Origin of the sequence: Pseudomonas sp. SCA2728.1_7 (genome assembly GCF_018138145.1) — a bacterium.
In the GTDB taxonomy this organism is placed as follows: Bacteria; Pseudomonadota; Gammaproteobacteria; order Pseudomonadales; family Pseudomonadaceae; genus Aquipseudomonas; species Aquipseudomonas koreensis_A.
Genome location: NZ_CP073104.1, coordinates 2,498,764 through 2,518,723, shown reverse-complemented (window position 1 = coordinate 2,518,723; position 19,960 = coordinate 2,498,764). Strand labels below are relative to the sequence as shown.

Genomic DNA, 19,960 nt, shown 5'->3' with positions numbered 1-19,960 from the left:
GAGTCCGCACATGTGTGAATTACTGGGCATGAGTGCCAACGTGCCGACCGATATCGTGTTCAGCTTCACCGGCCTGATGCAGCGCGGCGGGCGCACTGGCCCGCACCGCGACGGCTGGGGCATTGCCTTCTATGAAGGCCGTGGCTTGCGCCTGTTTCAGGACCCGGCCGCGAGTTGCGAGTCGGAAGTCGCCAATCTGGTGCAGCGCTATCCGATCAAGAGCGAAGTGGTCATCGGCCACATCCGCCAGGCCAACGTCGGCAAGGTCTGCCTGTCCAATACCCATCCGTTCGTCCGCGAGCTATGGGGGCGCAACTGGTGTTTCGCGCACAACGGCCAGCTCGCCGATTTCACCCCGATCAAAAGTTTCTACCGCCCGGTCGGCGATACCGACAGCGAAGCGGCGTTCTGCGATTTGCTTAACCGTGTGCGTGCAGCATTCCCGGAGCCGGTCGATATAGAAGCGCTGCTGCCGGATCTGGTCGCCGCGTGCGCCGAATACCGCAGCAAAGGCGTATTCAACTGCCTGCTCAGCGATGGCGACTGGCTGTTCTGCTATTGCTCGACCAAACTCGCACAGATCACCCGCCGCGCACCGTTCGGCCCGGCGCGTCTGAAGGATGTCGACGTGATCGTCGATTTCCAGGCGGAAACCACGCCCAACGACGTGGTCACCGTGATCGCTACCGAGCCTTTGACCGAAAACGAAACCTGGACCCGCTACGAACCGGGCCAATGGAGCCTGTGGCGACGCGGCGAATGCGTCAGCCAGGGCAAGACCGAATAAAGGATTGCACCCCATGTTGCTCAGTTATGTACGGCTGGTGTTGTTTGCGGCGGGCCTGTTGATCGGTGTCCAGGTGCCGGGTTTCATCAATGATTACGCGAAACGCGTCGAGGCGCATCTGATTGAAGCGCAGACTGGTCTGCGCGGTTTTCAGGGCACCGCCGAGCAGTTTTTCAAGGGTGATATGCAGGCGCTGGTCGCGCATTACCGCGCCAGTGAAGATCCGGTGTTTCGCAGCGATGCCGACAGCCTGAGCACTTTGCTCAGCCGTCAGATCGCGCTGGACAAGCAGTTCCAGGCGATGCAAGGCCCGTGGTACATCCGCTTCCTGCAAGTGGTGCTGGCCGCCGATCCGGATATCCGCAAGGAAACCTGGAACGGCTACAGCTACCAGATCCTGCTGACCCCGGAAGCGATGATCTGGGGCATGAGCGGCGCGTTGCTGCTGTCGTTCGGCATTGAATGCCTGTTCCGCTTGATCGATTGGGTCGTGCTCGGTGGCCGACGTCTGCGCCAGAGCCGGCCGATTGAAGACCGCGATGTGCGCGGTCTCTGATGATCGTTCCGACGCTCTGCGTGGGAATGCCTCAACGGACGCTCCGCGTTCGGCTTTCGAGGGACGCGGAGCGTCCCGGGCTGCATTCCCACGCGGAGCGTCGGAACGATCAACTTAAAGCGATGTAGTCCTTGCCCACCTTGTGCGCATATGCCCCCAGCACCTGCTGACACAACGTCACAATCTCCTCGACCCACTCAACGCCCACCCGCCACGACACCACCACCTGCAGGTTTGGCGGTCGCTGATCAATATCCAATAACGTCAATTCCCCCCGCGCCAATTCCTCAGCCACCAACACTGGCGGCAGCACACCAATCCCAAATCCATCACGCAATAACCGGGTAATCGCCGACACCGAGTTCACGCAATTCAAACGTGGCGCCAGTACGCCATTGGCTTGCATCAACGCCAGAAGATCCTGATGCGGCCGGGAGTTTTTCGAGTAGGTGATGATCCGTTCCTGCGCCAGTTCGGCAAGGTCGGCGTAGTCGCGGTTGTAGATCGAATTGCTGGCGACAATCCAGCCCAGCGGATGGCTGGCCAGCTCCAGACTGCGCACGCTTTCATGGCGGATCAGGTCGGTTTGCAGAACGATATCGAGGAAGCCTTTTTGCAGCTGATCGCAGAGGTTAAGCGAGGTATCCGCCACCAGCTCGATTTCCACCCGTGGGTACAGATCGGTCATCTGCGCCACCAACGGGCTGAGCCAGGTGTGGATTACCGTGTCCATTACGCCGATACGGACGCGACCAACCTTGCTCGAGCGGGTCTCGATCGACTGTTTCAGGGCGGACATGGTGTCGAGCATCTGCTCGGCATACTCCAGCACTTTCAGGCCTTCGGGCGTCAGGCTGACACCGCGTGAATCGCGCAAAAACAGCTTCACCCCCAGCTCACCTTCCAGTACCGCGATGCGGCTGGAAATCGACGCCTGGGTGGTGAACAGCTTATCGGCGGTCAGGCGAAAACTCTTCAGGCGGGCGACCCAGACAAAGGTCTCGAGAAACTTCAGGTTCATGGGCAAGGCTCGGGTGACAAATTTTTCTTATGGCTAAGGCGGGTTTTTATTCGTTGGACGCAGCAGGGCTGCGCGACGAAAAATCGACGCATCCGGTCCCCACGATAGGCGTCGTCGGGGCTACGAACAAGACCAATAAAAAACCTGCGGAGATAAGCCATGCGTGCTCCCGACACCCTAGAAACATCCACGGCACCGGCGCGTCCGGGGCCGTTCGACTGGTATCGCAACATCAACCAGCAGGAGCGCCGAACGTTCTGGAGCTGCAAGATCGGCTACGGTCTGGACGGCATGGACACGCAGATGCTCAGCTTCGTCGTGCCGACACTGATTGCGATGTGGGGCATCACCACCGGCGAAGCGGGGTTGATTCATACCAGCACGCTGATTGCTTCAGCGATTGGCGGTTGGGTCGCCGGGATTCTCTCTGACCGCATCGGTCGTGTGCGCACCCTGCAACTGACCGTACTGTGGTTCGCCTTCTTCACCTTCCTCTGCGGCTTCGCGCAAAACTACGAACAATTATTGATCGCTCGCACCTTGATGGGCTTCGGTTTCGGCGGCGAATGGACCGCCGGTGCGGTGCTGATCGGCGAGGTGATCCGTGCCAAGGACCGTGGCAAAGCGGTGGGCATGGTGCAATCCGGGTGGGCGCTGGGCTGGGGACTGACGGCGATTCTGTATGCGCTGCTGTTCTCGGTGCTGCCGCCGGAAGATGCCTGGCGGGCGCTGTTCATCCTCGGCATCGTGCCGGCAATTTTCGTGATTTTCGTCCGTCGTCTGGTCAAGGATCCGGAGATCTATCGCGAGGCCAAGGCCCAACAAGCGCCGGAGACTCAGTCGAAGTTTTACGAGATCTTCGCCCCCGGCATGCTCTTCACCACGTTTCGCGCTTCGCTGCTGACTACCGGTGCTCTGGGCGGCTATTACGCGATCACTTCCTGGCTGCCGACCTTTCTGAAAAACGAACGTGGCTTGAGCGTACTCGGCACCGGCGGCTATCTGGCCATGGTGATTGTCGGCTCCTACGTCGGTTACGTGATCAGCGCCTACCTGACTGATCTGCTGGGACGGAAAAAGAACTTCATCCTCTTCGCGGTCGGCTCGTTCACCATCGTTCTGCTCTACACGCAGCTGCCGGTGAGCAACGGCGTGATGCTGTGGCTGGGCTTCCCGCTGGGCTTCTTCGCCTCGGGGATTTTCAGCGGCATGGGCGCGTTTCTGACCGAGCTGTTCCCCACGCGAATTCGCGGTTCGGGGCAGGGCTTTTGCTACAACATCGGTCGGGCGCTGGCGGCATTGTTTCCGCTGCTGATTGGTCTGCTCAGCCAGAAAGTACCGTTGAGCGTAGGCATTGGTGCCTTTGCCGCAGTGTCTTACGGCGTGGTGATTATCGCGGCGTTGAGCCTGCCGGAAACCCGTGGCAAGCAACTCGATGCGCAGTAACTGATAACCTGCGCAGCACAGTCCTACAGATAAAAAGACAAGCACCTACAGGAGTGTTCACCGTGAGCCGCCTGCTATTGAATTGCGACATTGGCGAGAGTTTCGGCAGCTGGACCATGGGTCTGGATGCCGAGGTCATGCCCTTCATCGATTGCGCCAACGTGGCCTGTGGTTTCCACGCCGGCGACCCGAGCATCATGCGCAAGACCGTCAGCCTGGCGTTGAGCCACGGCGTGCAGATCGGCGCGCACCCGGCCTATCAGGACCTGGTCGGATTCGGTCGCCGTTCCATGGCGTATTCGGCGCAAGAGCTGCAAGACATCCTGCATTACCAGATCGGTGCCCTCGATGGCATTTGCAAGGCCCAGGGCGGGCGCGTCAGTTACGTCAAACCCCACGGCGCGATGTACAACGACATGATGGCCAACCCGGCGCAACTGCGTGCGGTGATTCAGGCCGTGGCCGCTTACGACCGCAGCCTGCCGCTGATGCTGATGGCCACTCGCGACAATTCGGCTGCGCAGCAGATTGGCGATGAGTACGGCGTGACGTTGTGGTTCGAAGCCTTCGCTGACCGCGCTTACGACAGTGCCGGCAAACTGGTTTCACGACAATTGCCGGGCGCGGTGCATCACGATCCCGAGAAGATCATCGAGCAAGCGTTGACCATCGCCCGTGGCGACAGCCTCAGCGCCAGCGACGGCAGCGCCTTGCTGCTGCACGCCAATACCCTCTGCGTGCACGGCGACAACGCCAGTTCGGTCGCCGCCGTGCAACGCATTCGCGAGGCCTTGAATCAGCAGAGCGCGCCATGAACCCAAGGATTGAAGTGGTGGCACTGGATTGCCTGATGCTGCGTCTGTTCGATGAAATCGCCGAAACCAACATGCCGTGGATGCTCGCCGCCAGTGAGCGCTTGCGTACGGCATTCGGTGAGCAACTGATCGATCTGGTGCCTTCCTATACGACGCTGATGGTGCATTACGATTTGACTGCACTGAGTCCGGGTCAGGCGCGGGAATTGATCGCTGAAGCGTTGATCGACCTGTCGCCCAATACGCGAACGGCTGGCCAGTGCCATGTGCTGCCGGTCTGGTATGACTTGAGCGTCGGCCCTGAGTTGAGCTTGCTCGCCGAGCGCAGCGGTCTGGCGGTGACGGAGGTGATCCGGCGCCACAGTGCGCGGGAGTATCAGGTGTTTGCCCTGGGTTTCGCACCGGGCTTCGCCTTTATGGGCCTGGTCGAAGAGATTCTGGCCGCGCCACGTCTGAATACCCCACGAAAAAAAGTTGCTGCAGGCAGCGTCGGGATTGCCGAGCGCCAGACCGCTGCGTATCCCGTGGCATCACCCGGCGGCTGGAACCTGATCGGTCGCACTCCGGCCAGACTGTTCGACCGCAATCGCGATGGTTACAGCCTGATGCAACCCGGCGACACGGTGCGATTCGAAGTGGTCAGTCACGCCGAATTCGTCAATCTGGGCGGCGATGACACGCCACTGGAGGTGCAGGCATGAGCCGACTGACGATTGAAGCGAGTACACCGCTCTGTCTGTTGCAGGATGCAGGACGTTTCGGCGTGCGCCATCTGGGCGTTACCCAGGGCGGCGCGGCGGACTGGTGCTCAATGAGCTGGGCCAACTGGTTGCTGGGCAACGGACTGGATGTGCCGGTGATCGAAATCACCCTCGGCGGCTTTGCCGTCATCGCCGAGGAGGACTGCTTGCTGGCGCTGGCCGGAGCTGATCTTGGCGCGCAGATTGAGGGTCAACCGCTGGCGCCGTGGCGCAGTTTCAAGTTGGGTAAAGGACAGAAGTTGCTGTTCACGCAACCGTTGCTCGGTGCCCGGGCTTATCTGGCGGCGCCCGGCGGCTTCGAGGCCCCCAAGGTCTTGGGCAGTAGCGCGACAGTGGTGCGCGAGGAGCTCGGTGGTCTGGATGGCCTAGGCTTGCCGCTGGCCAAGGGGGCGGCGCTGAGCTATCGCGGTGAATCGCTGTCGCTTCGTGAAGTGCCTTTGGCGTTACGGCCGGATTTGAAATCGAATGCAGCGCTGGATCTGGTACTCGGCGCGCAGATCGGCCAGTTCAGCGGGCAGAGCCTGTTTGACGTGTTCAATACATCCTGGTCACTGGACAGTCGCGCAGATCGCATGGGCATTCGCTTGTTGGGCAGCGCCTTGCACTATCAGGGGCAACCGATGATTTCCGAAGGCATTCCGCTCGGCGCAGTGCAGGTGCCGCCGGACGGGCAGCCGATCGTCTTGCTCAATGATCGCCAGACCATTGGTGGTTATCCACGCTTGGGCGCGTTGACGCCGTTGGCGCTGGCGAGGCTGGCGCAGCGTCTGCCGGGTGACAAGGTGCGCTTCACACCTGTCATGCAAGAGCGTGCATGGCACGACCATATCAACTATCTGAAGTCCTACTTGTAATTGTCCTTATTTCGGACTGAAGACCGAGACGTTTCCTGACGCTTTGGTAAGTTGCCCTACATCACGCGTCGAGGAGGTGTGGAACTATCGGTCTTCATCTTTTACAAGGAAGTTACAGATGCGTTTTATGAAAGTGATGGCCCAGTCAGAGGGCGAGTGTGCGAACTGTGTCGATGGGCACATTGTCGGTTTTTATGAGGATGTGGGCAGCGTGCCGGTTTATCGGGCGAGCGTCGATCGTTTCTACAATGTGCAACGACTGGACGCCGAAGATGCCGGTCATCAGGACATCGTTGCGCGTATCGAGACATTCATGTCCACCGCAACCGTCGACATGATGCGAATGTTTCACTGGAATCACCGCACAGAGGCAGGTGGTCAATCCATGGAACTGATTGCCGAGGGGAACAACAGTGAAACGGAGGCGACCCGGGTCAGGTTTCGTTTTCTGTCGCCAGAGGGCGAGATGAAGAGTGAAACGACCCTGAGTTCTGAAACGGATATTGAGAAAGCTCGTAGGGTAGAGCTGGCAAACGGCGGGACGAAAGTGGTCGCCAAAGGGAAAACGAGACGTCGCGGGCAAAAAACTGCCTCTGTCGGGCCGGCGATTCAGGACACCATTTTTATGGACAGGCTCTGCAATTCCTATCTCGCAACAGGTTGGTAAAACGGCCGCCGATTTCGCACGGAATTGAGGGTTCCCACGCTCACGTGGGAACCCTTGGCCGTTATTTGGACAAAAAGCGCATCCCTTCCTCAAGCCCGCGCAACGTCAACGGATACATCTGATCCTCGATCAGATCCCGCACGATATTGGTCGATGAGGTATAGCCCCAGGTATCTTTCGGATACGGGTTGATCCAGATGAGCTTCTTGTACTTCTCCATGAAGCGCTGCATCCACACGTAGCCCGGCTCTTCGTTCCAGTGCTCGACACTGCCGCCAGCCTGGGTGATTTCATAGGGCGCCATGGCGGCGTCACCGATGAAAATCACTTTGTAGTCGGCGCCGTACTTGTGCAGCAGATCCTGGGTCGACGTGCGCTCGGAGGTGCGGCGCATGTTGTTCTTCCACACCGATTCGTAAACGAAGTTGTGGAAGTAGAAATACTCCAGATGCTTGAACTCGGTCTTGCAGGCCGAGAACAGTTCCTCGCAGATCTTCACATGGGCGTCCATCGAACCGCCGATGTCGAACAGCAGCAACAGCTTCACCGTGTTGCGGCGCTCGGGGCGCATCTGGATATTCAGCAGACCGGCATCCTTGGCGGTGTGGTCGATGGTACCGTCGATGTCCAGCTCTTCTGCCGCGCCTTGGCGGGCAAATTTGCGCAGTCGGCGCAGGGCGACTTTGATATTGCGCGTGCCCAGTTCCACCGAATCATCGAGGTTCTTGTACTCGCGTTGATCCCAGACTTTCACGGCTTTGCCCTGACGCTTGCCGGCATCGCCGACCCGAATGCCTTCCGGGTTGAAACCACCGGAGCCGAACGGGCTAGTGCCGCCAGTGCCAATCCATTTGTTGCCGCCGGCGTGGCGTTCCTTCTGTTCTTCCAGACGTTTCTTGAACTCTTCGATCAGCTTGTCCAGACCGCCGAGGGACTGGATCTGCGCGCGTTCCTCGTCGCTCAGCGAGCGCTCGAACTCCTTGCGCAGCCAGTCTTCGGGAATCAGCGCCTGCAAGTGATCATCGAGCTTTTCGAGGCCATTGAAGTAGGCGCCGAACGCGCGGTCGAACTTGTCGAAATGGCGTTCGTCCTTGACCAGAATCGCCCGCGACAAGTAATAGAACTCGTCCATGTCGGCGAAGGTCACGCGCTGTTTCAGCGCGTTGATCAGGTCGAGCAACTCGCGCACCGACACCGGCACCTTGGCGGCACGCATTTCATTGAACAGGTTGAGCAACATGGCATCAGCCTCTTAGCGGGTGCCGCGACGGCTCATGAACGCCAGGCGCTCAAGCAGCTGCACGTCCTGCTCGTTCTTCACCAACGCGCCGGCCAGCGGCGGAATCGCTTTGGTCGGATCGCGCTCGCGCAGCACCGCTTCGCCGATGTTGTCGGCCATCAGCAGCTTCAGCCAGTCGACCAGTTCCGAGGTCGACGGCTTCTTCTTCAGGCCCGGCACCTTGCGCACATCGAAGAACACGTCCAGCGCTTCGCTGACCAGATCCTTCTTGATGTCCGGGTAGTGCACGTCGACGATTTTCTGCAGGGTGGTGCGGTCGGGGAAGGCGATGTAGTGGAAGAAGCAACGGCGCAGGAAAGCGTCCGGCAGCTCTTTTTCATTGTTGGAGGTAATGATGATGATCGGGCGCTTCTTGGCTTTGATGGTCTCGTCGATCTCGTAAACGTAGAACTCCATCTTGTCGAGTTCTTGCAGCAAGTCGTTAGGGAACTCGATGTCAGCCTTGTCGATTTCGTCAATCAACAAAATGACCCGCTCTTCGGACTCGAACGCTTCCCAGAGCTTGCCTTTTTTCAGGTAGTTGCGCACGTCGTGGACTTTTTCATTGCCCAGTTGCGAGTCGCGCAGGCGGCTGACCGCATCGTACTCGTACAGACCCTGATGGGCCTTGGTGGTGGACTTGATGTGCCAGGTGATCAACTTGGCGCCGAACGATTCGGCCAGTTGCTCGGCGAGCATGGTCTTGCCGGTGCCCGGTTCGCCCTTGACCAGCAGCGGCCGCTCCAGGGTGATGGCGGCGTTGACCGCCAGCTTCAGGTCATCGGTGGCGACGTAGGCCTGGGTGCCTTCGAACTTCATCTGCTAATCCTCGAACGGTAACGCCGACCTGACGGGCAGGGCGGGGGCGAAATAATCGGATGCCCGACTATAACGCGCAGGCCGGTCGACTGTGAACGCAGACGGCTTATTCAGTCTCTGAATGGGGCGTCACATGTTGACTCAGTCTCGGCCGATGGCCAGTATTCAGGCCTCGTTGATTTGGCGATAGCCTTCAGGATGTCCACTGAATCTGTGGCGAGGGAGCTTGCTCCCGCAGGGCTGCGAAGCAGTCCCCATGTGCCTGGAGGCGCTGAATTGATGCTATCCATGAAACGACCACGTTTGGCGGCTGTTACTGCACTCTCTGATTGCCGGCTTACACTGGACTTTGTTGATGGTCGAGCGCTGACACTCGATTTGAGTCGAGATATTCAAACGTGTAAGCAGTTGCAGCCCTTGCTTGATCCCCAAGTCTTTGCGACTGCCATTTTGGGCGATAAAGGTTGGACCGTTGAATGGCCGGCCCCGGATATTCAGATTGGCGCCGATACTCTATATCTGGATGCTTTTCCAGAGATGAACTCTAACCCGCATCCGGCTTCGGCCGCTCATACCGGGCATTGAATGCCTGTACGAAACCATTACGCAAAATCTGCAAAAACGCTTCGAATGCGCTGATATTTTGCTGATGGACGTTGCCGCTGAGTTCGACCTTGGTGGCGAACTGGTTTTTCGCCTGGTTCTTCAGCACGGTTTCCGAGCCGCCGACGATGGCCTCCCAGACCGAGCGGAAGATGCTCTTGTTCTTGTTTTCCACATCTTGCTGCCAGTTGAACACTTCGACGTCGCGCAGCAGCGGCTTGATGTAACCGTTGACCTGGGCCTTTTTGGCTTGGGCTTCGATCACCACATCACCGTGGCCAGCGTTGAAGTCGAACTTGCCGTAAGCCGAGGCGAAGTCGTTCATGCTTTTGAGTTCGATGTCTTTGGCGCGCAGGCGGAATTGGAAGTCCTCGAAATTGCTCAGCGGGTCGAAGGTGGCAGTGGTTTCCAGTGGGGCATGCCCGAGCAAAAGCGCTTTGCCCTCGAAACGGGCGTCACGTTTGCCCTGCTTGTCGACCACGTTGGTCAGGTTGTAGATGCTCGCGTCGACGTTGGTGGCGTTCATGTTGACCGGCGGTTTTGAATTGAAATTGCGGAAGCTGATCTTGCCGTCGTGAATCTGCACTTCATCGAGGGTAATCGGCAGCAACTTGCCCAATTGCGCGCGCCAGTCAGTGCCCTGACCGGTCTGGGAGTTCTGCTTGTTGGCCCCGCCATCGACGAAATTGATCTCGGGATTGACGAATTTCACTTGCGCCACCACAGCATGGTCGTACCACAGCGAATGCCAGCTGACCGCAAGATCGATCAGCGGTGCATTGACGAACGGCACCGGCACCTTGCCGTCGACCTTGACGATTTTCAGCCCATTGATCTTGTAGGCGCCGCGCCATAGGGCCAGATCGACATCAGTGATCTGACCCCGGTAGTCACCCATGTCCGCCAGTTTGCCGTTCAGATAGTCGCGCACCATGTAGGGCAGGGCGATGTGCAGCGCGATCAGCAACACAACGACGACGGCGAAAATCCCTAGTGGCCAACTGTAGCGACGCTTCATGACGGCAATTCCCAGACGATGTAAGCGATTGACTGTTACGCCGCGCAGACGTTCGACCCGACTGGACTGCGCCAGGCAACAGGCATACCTTGGAAGGCTGAATTCAATGCTGCATAAGGACCCAGCCATGAGCCGTATTTTTGCTGACAACGCCCATTCCATCGGCAACACGCCGCTGGTGCAGATCAACCGTATCGCGCCGCGCGGCGTGACTATCCTGGCCAAGATCGAGGGGCGCAACCCCGGTTACTCGGTCAAGTGCCGGATCGGCGCCAACATGATCTGGGACGCCGAAAGCAGCGGAAAACTCAAGCCGGGCATGACCATTGTCGAGCCGACGTCGGGTAACACGGGGATCGGTCTGGCATTCGTCGCCGCCGCTCGTGGTTACAAATTGATGCTGACCATGCCGGCCTCGATGAGCATCGAGCGTCGCAAGGTTCTCAAGGCTCTGGGCGCCGAACTGGTTTTGACCGAGCCGGCCAAGGGCATGAAAGGCGCAATCGAGAAGGCGGCCGAAATCGTTGCCAGCGATGCTGACAAATACTTCATGCCATCGCAGTTCGATAACCCGGCCAACCCAGCCATCCATGAAAAGACCACCGGTCCGGAAATCTGGAACGACACTGACGGCGCCGTCGATGTACTGGTAGCGGGCGTTGGCACCGGCGGAACCATCACCGGTGTTTCGCGGTATATCAAGAATACCCAGGGCAAACCGATTCTGTCGGTAGCGGTGGAGCCGGTGTCATCGCCAGTAATCACCCAAGCGCTGGCCGGTGAAGAGATCAAACCGAGCCCGCACAAGATTCAAGGGATCGGCGCCGGTTTTGTGCCGAAGAACCTGGATCTGTCGATGGTTGACCGGGTCGAGCAGGTCACTGACGAAGAGTCCAAGGCCATGGCCCTGCGTTTGATGCAGGAAGAGGGGATTTTGTGCGGTATCTCCTGCGGTGCCGCAATGGCGGTAGCGGTGAGACTGGCAGAGACGCCGGAGATGCAGGGCAAGACCATCGTCGTGATTCTGCCGGACTCCGGTGAGCGTTATCTGTCGAGCATGCTGTTCAGCGATCTGTTCACTGAGCAGGAGACTCAGCAGTAATCCAGTTGATTCAGGTCAGCCAGGGTTCAGGATCGTTATGCTAATAAATGCTTTGTTGCGCAATTCTTAACACTGAATCTTGTGTAAGGCGGGTTTTGCCCGGCGCCGGTAGTGTTTATCATGGCCGGCTGCCATGCCGGGTAACGGGCATTGCGCAGCGTTGTCTTTATTCAAGGAGTCGTTGATGACCTTTTCGTTAGCCGCCAAGGTATTGGTGCTGCTGCTGTTTGTGGGCAGCATCCTGTATGTGCATTTGCGCGGCAAGGCGCGTTTGCCGGTTCTGCGCCAGTTCGTCAACCACTCGGCGCTGTTCGCCCCGTACAACGCCTTGATGTACCTGTTCTCCGGCGTACCGTCCAAGCCGTACCTGGATCGCAGCAAATTCCCGGAACTGGACGTACTGCGCGACAACTGGGAAACCATTCGCGACGAGGCCATGCACCTGTTCGACGAAGGCTATATTCGCGCGGCGGAAAAGAACAACGACGCCGGTTTCGGCTCGTTCTTCAAGAAGGGCTGGAAGCGTTTCTACCTCAAGTGGTACGACAAACCGCTGCCGTCGGCTGAAACCCTGTGCCCGAAAACCGTGGCGCTGGTCAGTGCGATTCCCAACGTCAAAGGTGCGATGTTTGCGTTGCTGCCGGGTGGCAGTCACCTGAACCCGCACCGCGATCCGTTTGCCGGCTCGCTGCGCTATCACCTCGGTTTGTCGACGCCAAACTCCGATGATTGCCGGATCTTCGTCGATGGTCAGGTCTACGCCTGGCGTGACGGCGAAGACGTGATGTTCGACGAGACCTACGTGCACTGGGTCAAGAACGAAACTGATCAAACCCGTGTGATCCTGTTCTGCGACGTCGAGCGTCCGCTGAGCAATCGCCTCATGACCCGCATCAATCGCGCGATCAGCGCCTGGCTCGGCCGTGCCACCGCACCGCAGAACCTTGATGATGAACGCGTAGGCGGGATCAACCAGGCCTATGCCTGGAGCAAGAACTTCAGTGACAAGTTCAGTGGCGTGGTCAAACAGTGGAAACGTCGTCATCCGAAAGCCTACCGCGTGATGCGGCCGGTGCTGGCAGTGGCGGTGTTGACGTTGTTGGGGTATTGGCTGTTTGGTTAAGGCTGGATGTTGTAATAAAAAACTGCTCCTTGTGAGCGGTTTTTTATTGCCTGCGATTCAGCGCCGCCCAGCGAGAACGTTGGGTTCATCTACGTCAATGCCATCGACAAGAACTTGCAGAAATCGTTGCTGGTTGGTGGATAACACTAAATCCCCCAGCTTTTCATCGGCTTTGCGTGATCCCTTTTTCGAGGGGGCTCGTTTAACAACCTTACGCATTTTTTTGCCCTCGCTGATCATTAATTGAACAGTTTTCACAATACTTTACCCTCCACTGCGAGCACAAGCCGGCCATCCAAATCAAATGTGAAGCCGAGCTGTCTATATTTCGGAATGGCTCCTTGCATGGGCTCCTGAACTTCAATCAATCTGCTGCCAATAATTTGGGCAAATTCGTCAATGGCCAGCATCGCCAACGCCGCGATACGGTTTTTAAGTGGATGCGCTTCCCCTGGCCTTCCCTCTAGCCGCACGATTCGAATTCGCTGACGGCTATTGTTTGGAATGACAAAACACAGCCCGCGGAGCTCTTGTTCAAACCAGATCGCGACATCCAGAGACAAGGGTTCTCGGGTCTTCCAAGTGACGACATCTCCCCAGGAAAAATGCGGGTTATCCCAAAGCTCAAAAGCACTCATTGCCTGAGCATCGATGGCTTCGAAGCGTACTTTCGAAAAGTCTGCTCCCTCATGAAAAAGCATTTTCTTGGTGGTGATACTAGTCGCCTTTCTCGCCTCTGACCGATACAACTGATAGCGCAGATAACTCCGTTCCCTTGGCATATGATTTCGAGCATTCCATGTCTCCCCATCGATAGGTGTTGCGGTTGCTCAACAGCCTATGCAGCTCTCATGCATCCGTCGCTACTGGCCCTTTGTCCAAATCATTGCAATCCATGTCCCACGCTGGTTATAGTCGGCGCTCGTGAGTCGTATGCCTCACCTTCCACCCTCTCAAAAAAGATCTGCGCAAATGCCTGTATCCCTCATCAACGCGGTAGTCGATTCAGCGGTCAACGCTGGCGTCGTGCCGTGCGGGAATCAGCAGCCCAAGCAGATCAGTCATTACCCCCCACCTGTCAGTAGCACGCCGGTGTGCGCAGTCGTATCACCGCCGGGCGTTGGCGTTTCGGGCTGATCAGCGCTGTCTGCTGAGTCCTGCCGCCCGCCAGAAAAACCTACTGAATTTCAGCTTCGGCTGAGTTGGCTTCTTGCCTGACTACAGGTGGTATTCATGTTTGTCCTGTCGAAAAAATCCGCGCTCGCGGCGACGTCCACGAGCCTGTTCGTTCTGCTGTGGAGCAGCGGTGCGATCTTCTCCAAATGGGGTTTGGCCCACGCTTCGCCGTTTGCCTTTCTGTTGATTCGTTTCGCGATTGCCTTTTGCGGACTCGTGCTGCTGGCGCCGTTGCTGAAGCTGAAGCTGCCCAAGGGCGGCAAACCGATGCTGTTTGCGATTGCCACGGGTGTGGTGTTGTTGGGGGCCTATCAGATTTTCTATCTACTGGCGCTCAACACCAAAGTCACTCCGGGCGTGATGGCGACCATCATGGGCGTGCAGCCGATTCTCACCGTGGTGTTGATGGAGCGGCAGCGCTCCGCGAGCCGGATGTTCGGGCTGGCGCTGGGGCTGGCTGGTCTGATCATGGTGGTTTATCAGGGCATCGGTCTGGCCGGGATGTCATGGGCGGGGATGCTGTTTGGTCTGCTGGCGCTGGCGAGCATGACGCTGGGCTCGATCATGCAGAAACGCATCACCGACAATCCCCTCGGTACACTGCCGGTGCAATATCTGGCCGGGCTGTTGTTGTGCGGGATTTTCGTGCCGTTTCAGCCGTTCCATTTTGAACACAGCACAGGTTTTATCGTGCCGGTGTTGTGGATGGGGCTGGTGGTCTCGGTGCTGGCGACGTTGTTGCTGTATCGACTGATCGCGCGGGGCAATCTGGTGAATGTCACCAGTCTGTTCTATCTGGTGCCGGCGGTGACGGCGGTGATGGACTATCTGATTTTCGGCAATCGCCTGGCGGCGTTGAGTGTGCTGGGGATGCTGTTGATTGTGGTCGGCCTGGCATTTGTGTTTCGTGAAAGGGGGTAACAGATCGTCAGGTGGCGGCTTTTAGGCCGCCGATCGCGAGCAGTCTCACTCCTGCAGGGGAACGCATTCCAATTGTAGGAGTGAGCCTGCTCGCGATAGCCATTTCAGCAGCGCCAGAAGTCTAGCGGGCTGTTACCTGCGAAGGTTTCACTACCGCCGGCTTCAACACCAACCACAACGCCGCAGCAATCAACACCCCGCCATAAATGTGCGCCATCGACAACGGCTCATCCAGCAGCAAAGCCCCCCACAACACCCCGAACGGCGGAATCATGAAGGTCACCGTCATCGATTTCACCGGGCCGATCGAGCTGAGCAGGCGGAAGTAAATGATGTAGGCAAACGCCGTGCAGCCCAGACCCAGGCCCAACAGCGACAACCAGACATTCCAGCCGCCCCAACTGACCGGCGGTGACGTGATCACGCTGTAGCCGAACAACGGCAACAGGAACAACGTCGCACCGAGCATGCTGCCCAGCGCCGACAATCGGCTGTCCAGTCCACCGGCCTGATCCAGCCAGCGACGCGCGAGGAAACCGGCAAAACCATAACAAGTGGTCGCCAGCAAGCAGGCGAGGGCGCCCATCAACAGCTGCATGTCAAATGCCACGGGACCGGCGCGGGTCAGCACGCCAACACCGAACAGGCCGAGGAACACCCCGCCGAGTTTGGCTGCGGTGAGTTTTTCACTGAAGAACAATCCGCCAATCAGCACGCCCATCAGCGGCGTGGTGGCGTTGAAAATCGCCGAATAACCGGCCGGCAAAACCTGGGCAGCAACCGAATACAGCGTCGCCGGAATCCCTGAGTTGATCACGCCCAGCAGCATCACGGTTTTCAGTTTGCCTTTGAAATCCCAGCGCACGCGCATCAGCCCGAGGATCACCAGCAGGCCAACGGCCGCAATCGATACGCGAAAGAACCCGGTCGGAATCGTGCCAATCACCGGCGCAATAATGCGCATGAAAAGAAAGCTCGCGCCCCAGATGGCTGCCAGCGACAACATACGGAAAATATCGACAGGGCTCACGGCGGGTCTCCTTCCTTGATCGGGACGAGAGTGTTGCCGAGCGCCCTGACGAAGGCAACCGCTATTCGGGCATGCAACTTATCGGTCAGATCACAAAGCGTGTCACCAGACCGTTGAGATCGACCGCCAGACGCGACAGTTCCTGGCTTGCAGCTGAGGTCTGAGTGGCGCCAGCGGCGGTTTGGGTCGAGAGGTCACGGATGGTCACCAGATTCTGATCGACCTCACGCGCCACCAGTGCCTGCTGCTCGGCCGCGCTGGCGATCACCAGGTTGCGTTGGTTGATCTGCGAGATCGACGCGGTGATTTTTTCCAGTGCCTGACCGGCACTGTTGGCGCGGCGCAACGTCTGACCCGCCTGCTCGGCACTGCTCTGCAACGCGCCAACGGTTGCCCCGGTGCCTTGCTGGATGCTGCTGATCATCAGCTCGATTTCTTCGGTGGAATTCTGCGTGCGTTGCGCCAGCGAACGCACTTCATCGGCGACCACGGCAAAACCGCGCCCGGCTTCACCGGCGCGCGCCGCTTCGATCGCCGCATTGAGCGCCAACAGATTGGTCTGCCCGGCAATCCCGCGAATCACCTCCAGCACTTTGCTGATGTCCTGTGCCTGCGTGGCCAGGCCCTCGGCTTGTGCGGAAGCACCGAGTACCGCATCGACCAGCTCCTGAATCGAGCTGATCGTTTCGCTGACCTGCACGTGGCCGTGCTTGCTGTCCTCGTTGGATGCGGCAGACGCCTCGGCGCTGGACACGGCGTTGGCAGCGACTTCGTCCACCGCCGTGCTCATCTCGGTGACCGCGGTGGCAGCTTGTTCGATCTGGTCGTTCTGCTGTTGCAGACCGCGGGTGCTTTGCTCCATCACCGAACTCATTTCCTCGGCAGCGGAAGCCAATTGCTGCGCTGATTCGCTGATACCGCGGATGGTCGAGCGCAGATTGCCTTGCATCTCGGCGAGGGCTTCGAGCAACTGCGCGGCTTCATCTTTACCGCTACTGATAATTTCGCCACTGAGATTGCCGGCAGCAATGCGCCGCGCGACATCCAGTGCCTGATTGATCGGGGTGGTGATGCTGCGGGTCAGCAGCCAGGCCAATAGCAAGGTGGCAATCAGGGCGACCACGATGATCGACGCGACGATCCACAATGCCCGTTCATACATGGCTGCGGCGGCATCGGCGGCGTCGTCTGCACCTTGTTGATTGAGGCTGATCATCTGCTCCAGCGTCTTGTCGAGCACAGTGCCCTGCGGTGCCAGTTCGTTGCTCAAACGCGTGGCAGCCTGCTCGTTCTGCCCCGCGTCAATCTGGCTGACAATCTGATCGAGAATGCTCAGGTATTTGCCGACGGCCGCGTTCAAGCCGTCGAGCATCGCCTGTTCCTGATCACTGGCGATCAAGGCTTTGTGGTCGTTGAGGCGCTTGAGCAACTCCTCGCGTTGCGCCTTGAGGATGCTTTTGCTTCGGTCGCGCACCGCGGGTTGGGTGACGGCGATCAGACGCAAGGATTCGAGGCGGATGCTGGCGATATTCGCCGCCGCGTCATGAATGCTCTCGATACTCGGCATCCACGATTCTTCGATCACCGCTGCACTTTCGCGCAGGGTTTTCATCTGGCCCAGACCGAACAGGCCGACCACCACCAGCAGACTGGCCAAAACGGCAAAGCTCAAACTGGCGCGCAAACCTATGCGCAGATTCCGGATAGACATCAGTGTGCTCCTTGATCTTTGAGGGGGGAGGTCGTCCTCGTCAGCGAGGATCTTGTTATGAGGCGGGTAATGGCGGGCTGTATATCAAAGTGCCACTATTTTGGTAAGACCAATCTGGCGTCGTCGCTGAGGGTGCGTGAATATGCAGCAAAGCCACGGCCTAGAAGCATCTGCTTTGTATTGGATCCGAAGCCCAGAGAATTCGCGGGCTGGCGCAGGATGAGAGGCAGCACCGCTCAGGCGCTTAACTGACCGAACGGTCGATTAAAAAAACTTTGCTAAAACGCTGTTGGCGTACAACCCCGGCGCAGATTTGGCAGAAATTGCACTTCACCTGTGCGCGCATCCGTAGCTAAGCTCAGGCACAGATTTCCAAACGCACGCCGAGGTCTTATCTATGCCGCAGCAATGGCCAGCCACCGACATCGCCCGCATGATCCTCGATGGCTTTGACGATTACCGCGAGCATTTCCGGCGCATCACCGACGGCGCCCGGGAGCGTTTCGAGCAGGCGCGCTGGCAGGAGACGCAAACCGCGTCGGCAGCGCGGATCAACCTCTACGAAGACAAGGTCGGCGAAACCATCGCCCGTCTGCGCGAATACTTCGACGACGAAACGCTGATGAATGTCAGCTGCTGGCCGCTGGTGAAAAGTGCCTACATCAGCGTCATCGACCTGCGCTTCGACGATGAGCTGTCCGAGACCTGGTACAACTCGATTTTCTGCGGGCTGTTCAGCCATGACCTGATCAGTGACGGCTGCATGTTCATCCACACCACGCGCCCGAGCCTGCGCCGCGCCCGCGCCGCGCAAACCCGTACCTACAAACCGCAAGGGCAATTGTCGGGGATGCTCGCGAGCATTTTTGCCGACTACCGTTTCAGCGAGGATTACGCCGATCTGCCCGGCGACTTGCTTCGCCTCGAAGCGCAGCTGCGCGAGAACCTGCCGGACTGGGTGTGCAAAGATCCTGAGCTCAGTGTCGAGCTGTTTTCCTCGGTGCTGTACCGCAACAAGGGCGCGTACCTGGTCGGGCGCATTTACACCCGCGACGAGCAATGGCCGCTGGTGATCCCGCTGCTGCACCGCGAAGGGCGCGGGATCCAGATCGATGCGCTGATCACCGACGAAGCCGATGTGTCGATCATCTTCTCGTTCACCCGTTCGTACTTCATGGTCGATGTGCCGGTACCGGCGGAATTCATCGGTTTCCTGCGACGCATCCTGCCGGGCAAACACATCGCCGAGCTGTACACCTCGATCGGCTTCTACAAGCACGGCAAATCCGAGTTCTACCGAGCGCTGATCAATCATCTGGCCAACACCGACGACCAGTTCATCATGGCCCCTGGTGTACGCGGCATGGTCATGAGCGTGTTTACCCTGCCGGGTTTCAACACCGTGTTCAAAATCATCAAGGACCGTTTCTCGCCTTCGAAAAACGTCGACCGTGCCACGGTGATCGAGAAGTATCGATTGGTGAAAAGCGTCGACCGGGTAGGGCGTATGGCCGATACCCAGGAGTTCGCCGACTTCCGTTTTCCGCTGAGCAAATTCGATCCGGCGTGCCTTGAGGAATTGCTGGAAGTCGCGCCATCGACGGTTTCAGTCGAGGGCGACACCGTGTTGATCCGGCACTGCTGGACCGAACGGCGGATGACCCCGCTCAATCTGTATCTGGAAAACGCCAACGATGCGCAGGTACGTGAGGCGCTGGAGGATTACGGCCTGGCGATCAAGCAATTGGCGGCGGCGAACATCTTTCCCGGTGACATGCTGCTGAAAAACTTCGGCGTCACCCGGCACGGGCGGGTGGTGTTTTATGACTACGACGAAATCTGCTTCCTGACCGAGGCCAACTTCCGTCACATTCCCGCGCCGCGCACGCCGGAGGACGAAATGGCCTCCGAACCGTGGTATTCGATCGGGCCGCTGGATGTGTTTCCCGAGGAGTTTCCGCCGTTCCTGTTTGCCGATTCGGGGCAGCGAAAGTTGTTCGATCAGCTGCATGGCGAGTTGTATAACGCCGATTACTGGAAGAGTTTGCAGGAGGCGATTCGGGCGGGGAAGGTCATTGATGTTTTCCCGTATCGGCGTAAAGGCCTCGACAACGAGTAGCTCTTTAAAAAAAACACCCTCACCCCAGCCCTCTCCCGGAGGGAGAGGGGGCCGACCGAGGTGTCTTGCGCCAAACATTGACCTGAAAGATTTTGGCGATTATGGATTTGGCAAGGCTCTTTCAGGTCGATGCATCTGTGGAGTATCACCCA

At 58.4% G+C, this 19,960-nt stretch carries 20 protein-coding genes and 1 pseudogene; 13 read left to right on the top strand and 8 right to left on the bottom strand.

Translation table 11 applies throughout. The features are described from left to right. The first annotated feature begins 10 nt into the window (after positions 1 to 10). On the top strand, positions 11 to 787 hold the full coding sequence (locus KBP52_RS11160; protein WP_008085906.1) for a class II glutamine amidotransferase: 777 nt from the start codon (positions 11 to 13) through the stop codon (positions 785 to 787). A 13-nt stretch (positions 788 to 800) separates the two neighbouring features. Next, positions 801 to 1,343 (top strand): DUF2937 family protein, encoded by a 543-nt coding sequence (locus KBP52_RS11155; protein ID WP_007911321.1) that lies wholly within the window; start codon positions 801 to 803, stop codon positions 1,341 to 1,343. Between the two features lie 109 nt (positions 1,344 to 1,452). Here KBP52_RS11155 and KBP52_RS11150 read toward each other — a convergent pair whose 3' ends face one another. Continuing rightward, positions 1,453 to 2,364 (bottom strand): LysR family transcriptional regulator, encoded by a 912-nt coding sequence (locus tag KBP52_RS11150; RefSeq protein WP_212622755.1) that lies wholly within the window; start codon positions 2,362 to 2,364, stop codon positions 1,453 to 1,455. 159 nt (positions 2,365 to 2,523) lie between these two features. Here KBP52_RS11150 and KBP52_RS11145 point away from each other — a divergent pair, with 159 nt between their 5' ends. The 5 genes from KBP52_RS11145 (at position 2,524) to KBP52_RS11125 (ending at position 6,907) form a co-directional block, all read left to right on the top strand. After that, positions 2,524 to 3,810 carry an MFS transporter gene (locus KBP52_RS11145; RefSeq protein ID WP_212622754.1) on the top strand — a complete coding sequence of 429 codons (1,287 nt, stop codon included), beginning with the start codon at positions 2,524 to 2,526 and terminating at the stop codon, positions 3,808 to 3,810. Between the two features lie 62 nt (positions 3,811 to 3,872). Next, complete coding sequence (locus KBP52_RS11140) at positions 3,873 to 4,625, top strand: 5-oxoprolinase subunit PxpA (protein ID WP_212622753.1); 753 nt, start codon at positions 3,873 to 3,875, stop codon at positions 4,623 to 4,625. Beyond that, complete coding sequence (pxpB, locus tag KBP52_RS11135) at positions 4,622 to 5,326, top strand: 5-oxoprolinase subunit PxpB (RefSeq protein ID WP_212622752.1); 705 nt, start codon at positions 4,622 to 4,624, stop codon at positions 5,324 to 5,326. Before KBP52_RS11140 ends, pxpB begins: the two co-directional genes overlap by 4 nt. Then, positions 5,323 to 6,240: a biotin-dependent carboxyltransferase family protein gene (locus tag KBP52_RS11130; protein WP_123594767.1), complete on the top strand. Its 918-nt coding sequence runs from the start codon at positions 5,323 to 5,325 to the stop codon at positions 6,238 to 6,240. Before pxpB ends, KBP52_RS11130 begins: the two co-directional genes overlap by 4 nt. 118 nt (positions 6,241 to 6,358) lie before the next feature. After that, positions 6,359 to 6,907, top strand: coding sequence for a hypothetical protein (locus KBP52_RS11125; protein WP_212622751.1), 549 nt, complete (start codon positions 6,359 to 6,361; stop codon positions 6,905 to 6,907). Positions 6,908 to 6,968: 61 nt separating this feature from the next. On the opposite strand, the gene KBP52_RS11120 is transcribed toward KBP52_RS11125, so the two are convergent. Both KBP52_RS11120 and KBP52_RS11115 read right to left on the bottom strand, forming a co-directional pair. Further along, a complete protein-coding gene (locus KBP52_RS11120; RefSeq protein WP_007911295.1) occupies positions 6,969 to 8,147 on the bottom strand; it encodes a VWA domain-containing protein in 1,179 nt (392 codons plus the stop codon). Between the two features lie 12 nt (positions 8,148 to 8,159). Next, a complete protein-coding gene (locus KBP52_RS11115) occupies positions 8,160 to 9,005 on the bottom strand; it encodes a MoxR family ATPase (protein ID WP_007911294.1) in 846 nt (281 codons plus the stop codon). Positions 9,006 to 9,284: 279 nt separating this feature from the next. Here KBP52_RS11115 and KBP52_RS11110 point away from each other — a divergent pair. Continuing rightward, a pseudogene (locus tag KBP52_RS11110) lies at positions 9,285 to 9,533 on the top strand (DUF2442 domain-containing protein); the annotation flags it as partial. Between the two features lie 16 nt (positions 9,534 to 9,549). On the opposite strand, the gene KBP52_RS11105 reads toward KBP52_RS11110, so the two are convergent. Beyond that, positions 9,550 to 10,626: a DUF748 domain-containing protein gene (locus tag KBP52_RS11105; protein ID WP_077571561.1), complete on the bottom strand. Its 1,077-nt coding sequence runs from the start codon at positions 10,624 to 10,626 to the stop codon at positions 9,550 to 9,552. A gap of 127 nt (positions 10,627 to 10,753) precedes the next feature. Here KBP52_RS11105 and cysK point away from each other — a divergent pair, with 127 nt between their 5' ends. Further along, entirely contained in the window at positions 10,754 to 11,728 is a 975-nt protein-coding gene (gene cysK / locus KBP52_RS11100; protein WP_077571562.1) for a cysteine synthase A, read from the top strand. Positions 11,729 to 11,912: 184 nt separating this feature from the next. After that, on the top strand, positions 11,913 to 12,851 hold the full coding sequence (locus KBP52_RS11095) for an aspartyl/asparaginyl beta-hydroxylase domain-containing protein (RefSeq protein WP_212622750.1): 939 nt from the start codon (positions 11,913 to 11,915) through the stop codon (positions 12,849 to 12,851). Between the two features lie 57 nt (positions 12,852 to 12,908). On the opposite strand, the gene KBP52_RS11090 is transcribed toward KBP52_RS11095, so the two are convergent. Next, on the bottom strand, positions 12,909 to 13,109 hold the full coding sequence (locus tag KBP52_RS11090) for a hypothetical protein (RefSeq protein ID WP_127926226.1): 201 nt from the start codon (positions 13,107 to 13,109) through the stop codon (positions 12,909 to 12,911). After that, the gene (locus KBP52_RS11085; protein ID WP_212622749.1) at positions 13,106 to 13,633 is read right to left on the bottom strand and encodes a hypothetical protein; all 528 of its coding nucleotides are present in this window, start codon (positions 13,631 to 13,633) and stop codon (positions 13,106 to 13,108) included. The genes KBP52_RS11090 and KBP52_RS11085 overlap by 4 nt, the downstream gene beginning before the upstream one ends. Positions 13,634 to 13,823: 190 nt before the next feature. Between KBP52_RS11085 and KBP52_RS11080 the strand changes: the two genes are divergently transcribed. Together KBP52_RS11080 and KBP52_RS11075 are read left to right on the top strand one after the other, a co-directional pair. After that, positions 13,824 to 13,988 carry a hypothetical protein gene (locus KBP52_RS11080; protein ID WP_212622748.1) on the top strand — a complete coding sequence of 55 codons (165 nt, stop codon included), beginning with the start codon at positions 13,824 to 13,826 and terminating at the stop codon, positions 13,986 to 13,988. A 96-nt stretch (positions 13,989 to 14,084) separates the two neighbouring features. Next, positions 14,085 to 14,948, top strand: coding sequence for a DMT family transporter (locus tag KBP52_RS11075; RefSeq protein WP_212622747.1), 864 nt, complete (start codon positions 14,085 to 14,087; stop codon positions 14,946 to 14,948). Positions 14,949 to 15,069: 121 nt separating this feature from the next. On the opposite strand, the gene KBP52_RS11070 is transcribed toward KBP52_RS11075, so the two are convergent. Continuing rightward, on the bottom strand, positions 15,070 to 15,978 hold the full coding sequence (locus tag KBP52_RS11070) for a DMT family transporter (RefSeq protein ID WP_212622746.1): 909 nt from the start codon (positions 15,976 to 15,978) through the stop codon (positions 15,070 to 15,072). 85 nt (positions 15,979 to 16,063) lie between these two features. Further along, positions 16,064 to 17,689 (bottom strand): methyl-accepting chemotaxis protein, encoded by a 1,626-nt coding sequence (locus tag KBP52_RS11065; RefSeq protein WP_077571566.1) that lies wholly within the window; start codon positions 17,687 to 17,689, stop codon positions 16,064 to 16,066. A 397-nt stretch (positions 17,690 to 18,086) separates the two neighbouring features. Here KBP52_RS11065 and aceK point away from each other — a divergent pair, with 397 nt between their 5' ends. After that, positions 18,087 to 19,808: a bifunctional isocitrate dehydrogenase kinase/phosphatase gene (aceK, locus tag KBP52_RS11060; RefSeq protein WP_212622745.1), complete on the top strand. Its 1,722-nt coding sequence runs from the start codon at positions 18,087 to 18,089 to the stop codon at positions 19,806 to 19,808. Positions 19,809 to 19,960: the final 152 nt, after the last annotated feature.

What these genes read in the sequence shown, in the direction of transcription:
- KBP52_RS11095 (WP_212622750.1), top strand. Translation starts at nt 11,913, where the DNA reads ATGACCTTTTCGTTAGCCGCCAAGGTATTGGTGCTGCTGCTGTTTGTG.
- KBP52_RS11120 (WP_007911295.1), bottom strand. Translation starts at nt 8,147, where the DNA reads ATGTTGCTCAACCTGTTCAATGAAATGCGTGCCGCCAAGGTGCCGGTG.
- KBP52_RS11075 (WP_212622747.1), top strand. Translation starts at nt 14,085, where the DNA reads ATGTTTGTCCTGTCGAAAAAATCCGCGCTCGCGGCGACGTCCACGAGC.
- KBP52_RS11080 (WP_212622748.1), top strand. Translation starts at nt 13,824, where the DNA reads ATGCCTGTATCCCTCATCAACGCGGTAGTCGATTCAGCGGTCAACGCT.
- KBP52_RS11150 (WP_212622755.1), bottom strand. Translation starts at nt 2,364, where the DNA reads ATGAACCTGAAGTTTCTCGAGACCTTTGTCTGGGTCGCCCGCCTGAAG.
- aceK (WP_212622745.1), top strand. Translation starts at nt 18,087, where the DNA reads ATGCCGCAGCAATGGCCAGCCACCGACATCGCCCGCATGATCCTCGAT.
- KBP52_RS11155 (WP_007911321.1), top strand. Translation starts at nt 801, where the DNA reads ATGTTGCTCAGTTATGTACGGCTGGTGTTGTTTGCGGCGGGCCTGTTG.
- KBP52_RS11145 (WP_212622754.1), top strand. Translation starts at nt 2,524, where the DNA reads ATGCGTGCTCCCGACACCCTAGAAACATCCACGGCACCGGCGCGTCCG.
- KBP52_RS11125 (WP_212622751.1), top strand. Translation starts at nt 6,359, where the DNA reads ATGCGTTTTATGAAAGTGATGGCCCAGTCAGAGGGCGAGTGTGCGAAC.
- cysK (WP_077571562.1), top strand. Translation starts at nt 10,754, where the DNA reads ATGAGCCGTATTTTTGCTGACAACGCCCATTCCATCGGCAACACGCCG.
- KBP52_RS11130 (WP_123594767.1), top strand. Translation starts at nt 5,323, where the DNA reads ATGAGCCGACTGACGATTGAAGCGAGTACACCGCTCTGTCTGTTGCAG.
- KBP52_RS11065 (WP_077571566.1), bottom strand. Translation starts at nt 17,689, where the DNA reads ATGTCTATCCGGAATCTGCGCATAGGTTTGCGCGCCAGTTTGAGCTTT.
- KBP52_RS11160 (WP_008085906.1), top strand. Translation starts at nt 11, where the DNA reads ATGTGTGAATTACTGGGCATGAGTGCCAACGTGCCGACCGATATCGTG.
- KBP52_RS11115 (WP_007911294.1), bottom strand. Translation starts at nt 9,005, where the DNA reads ATGAAGTTCGAAGGCACCCAGGCCTACGTCGCCACCGATGACCTGAAG.
- KBP52_RS11085 (WP_212622749.1), bottom strand. Translation starts at nt 13,633, where the DNA reads ATGCCAAGGGAACGGAGTTATCTGCGCTATCAGTTGTATCGGTCAGAG.
- pxpB (WP_212622752.1), top strand. Translation starts at nt 4,622, where the DNA reads ATGAACCCAAGGATTGAAGTGGTGGCACTGGATTGCCTGATGCTGCGT.
- KBP52_RS11105 (WP_077571561.1), bottom strand. Translation starts at nt 10,626, where the DNA reads ATGAAGCGTCGCTACAGTTGGCCACTAGGGATTTTCGCCGTCGTCGTT.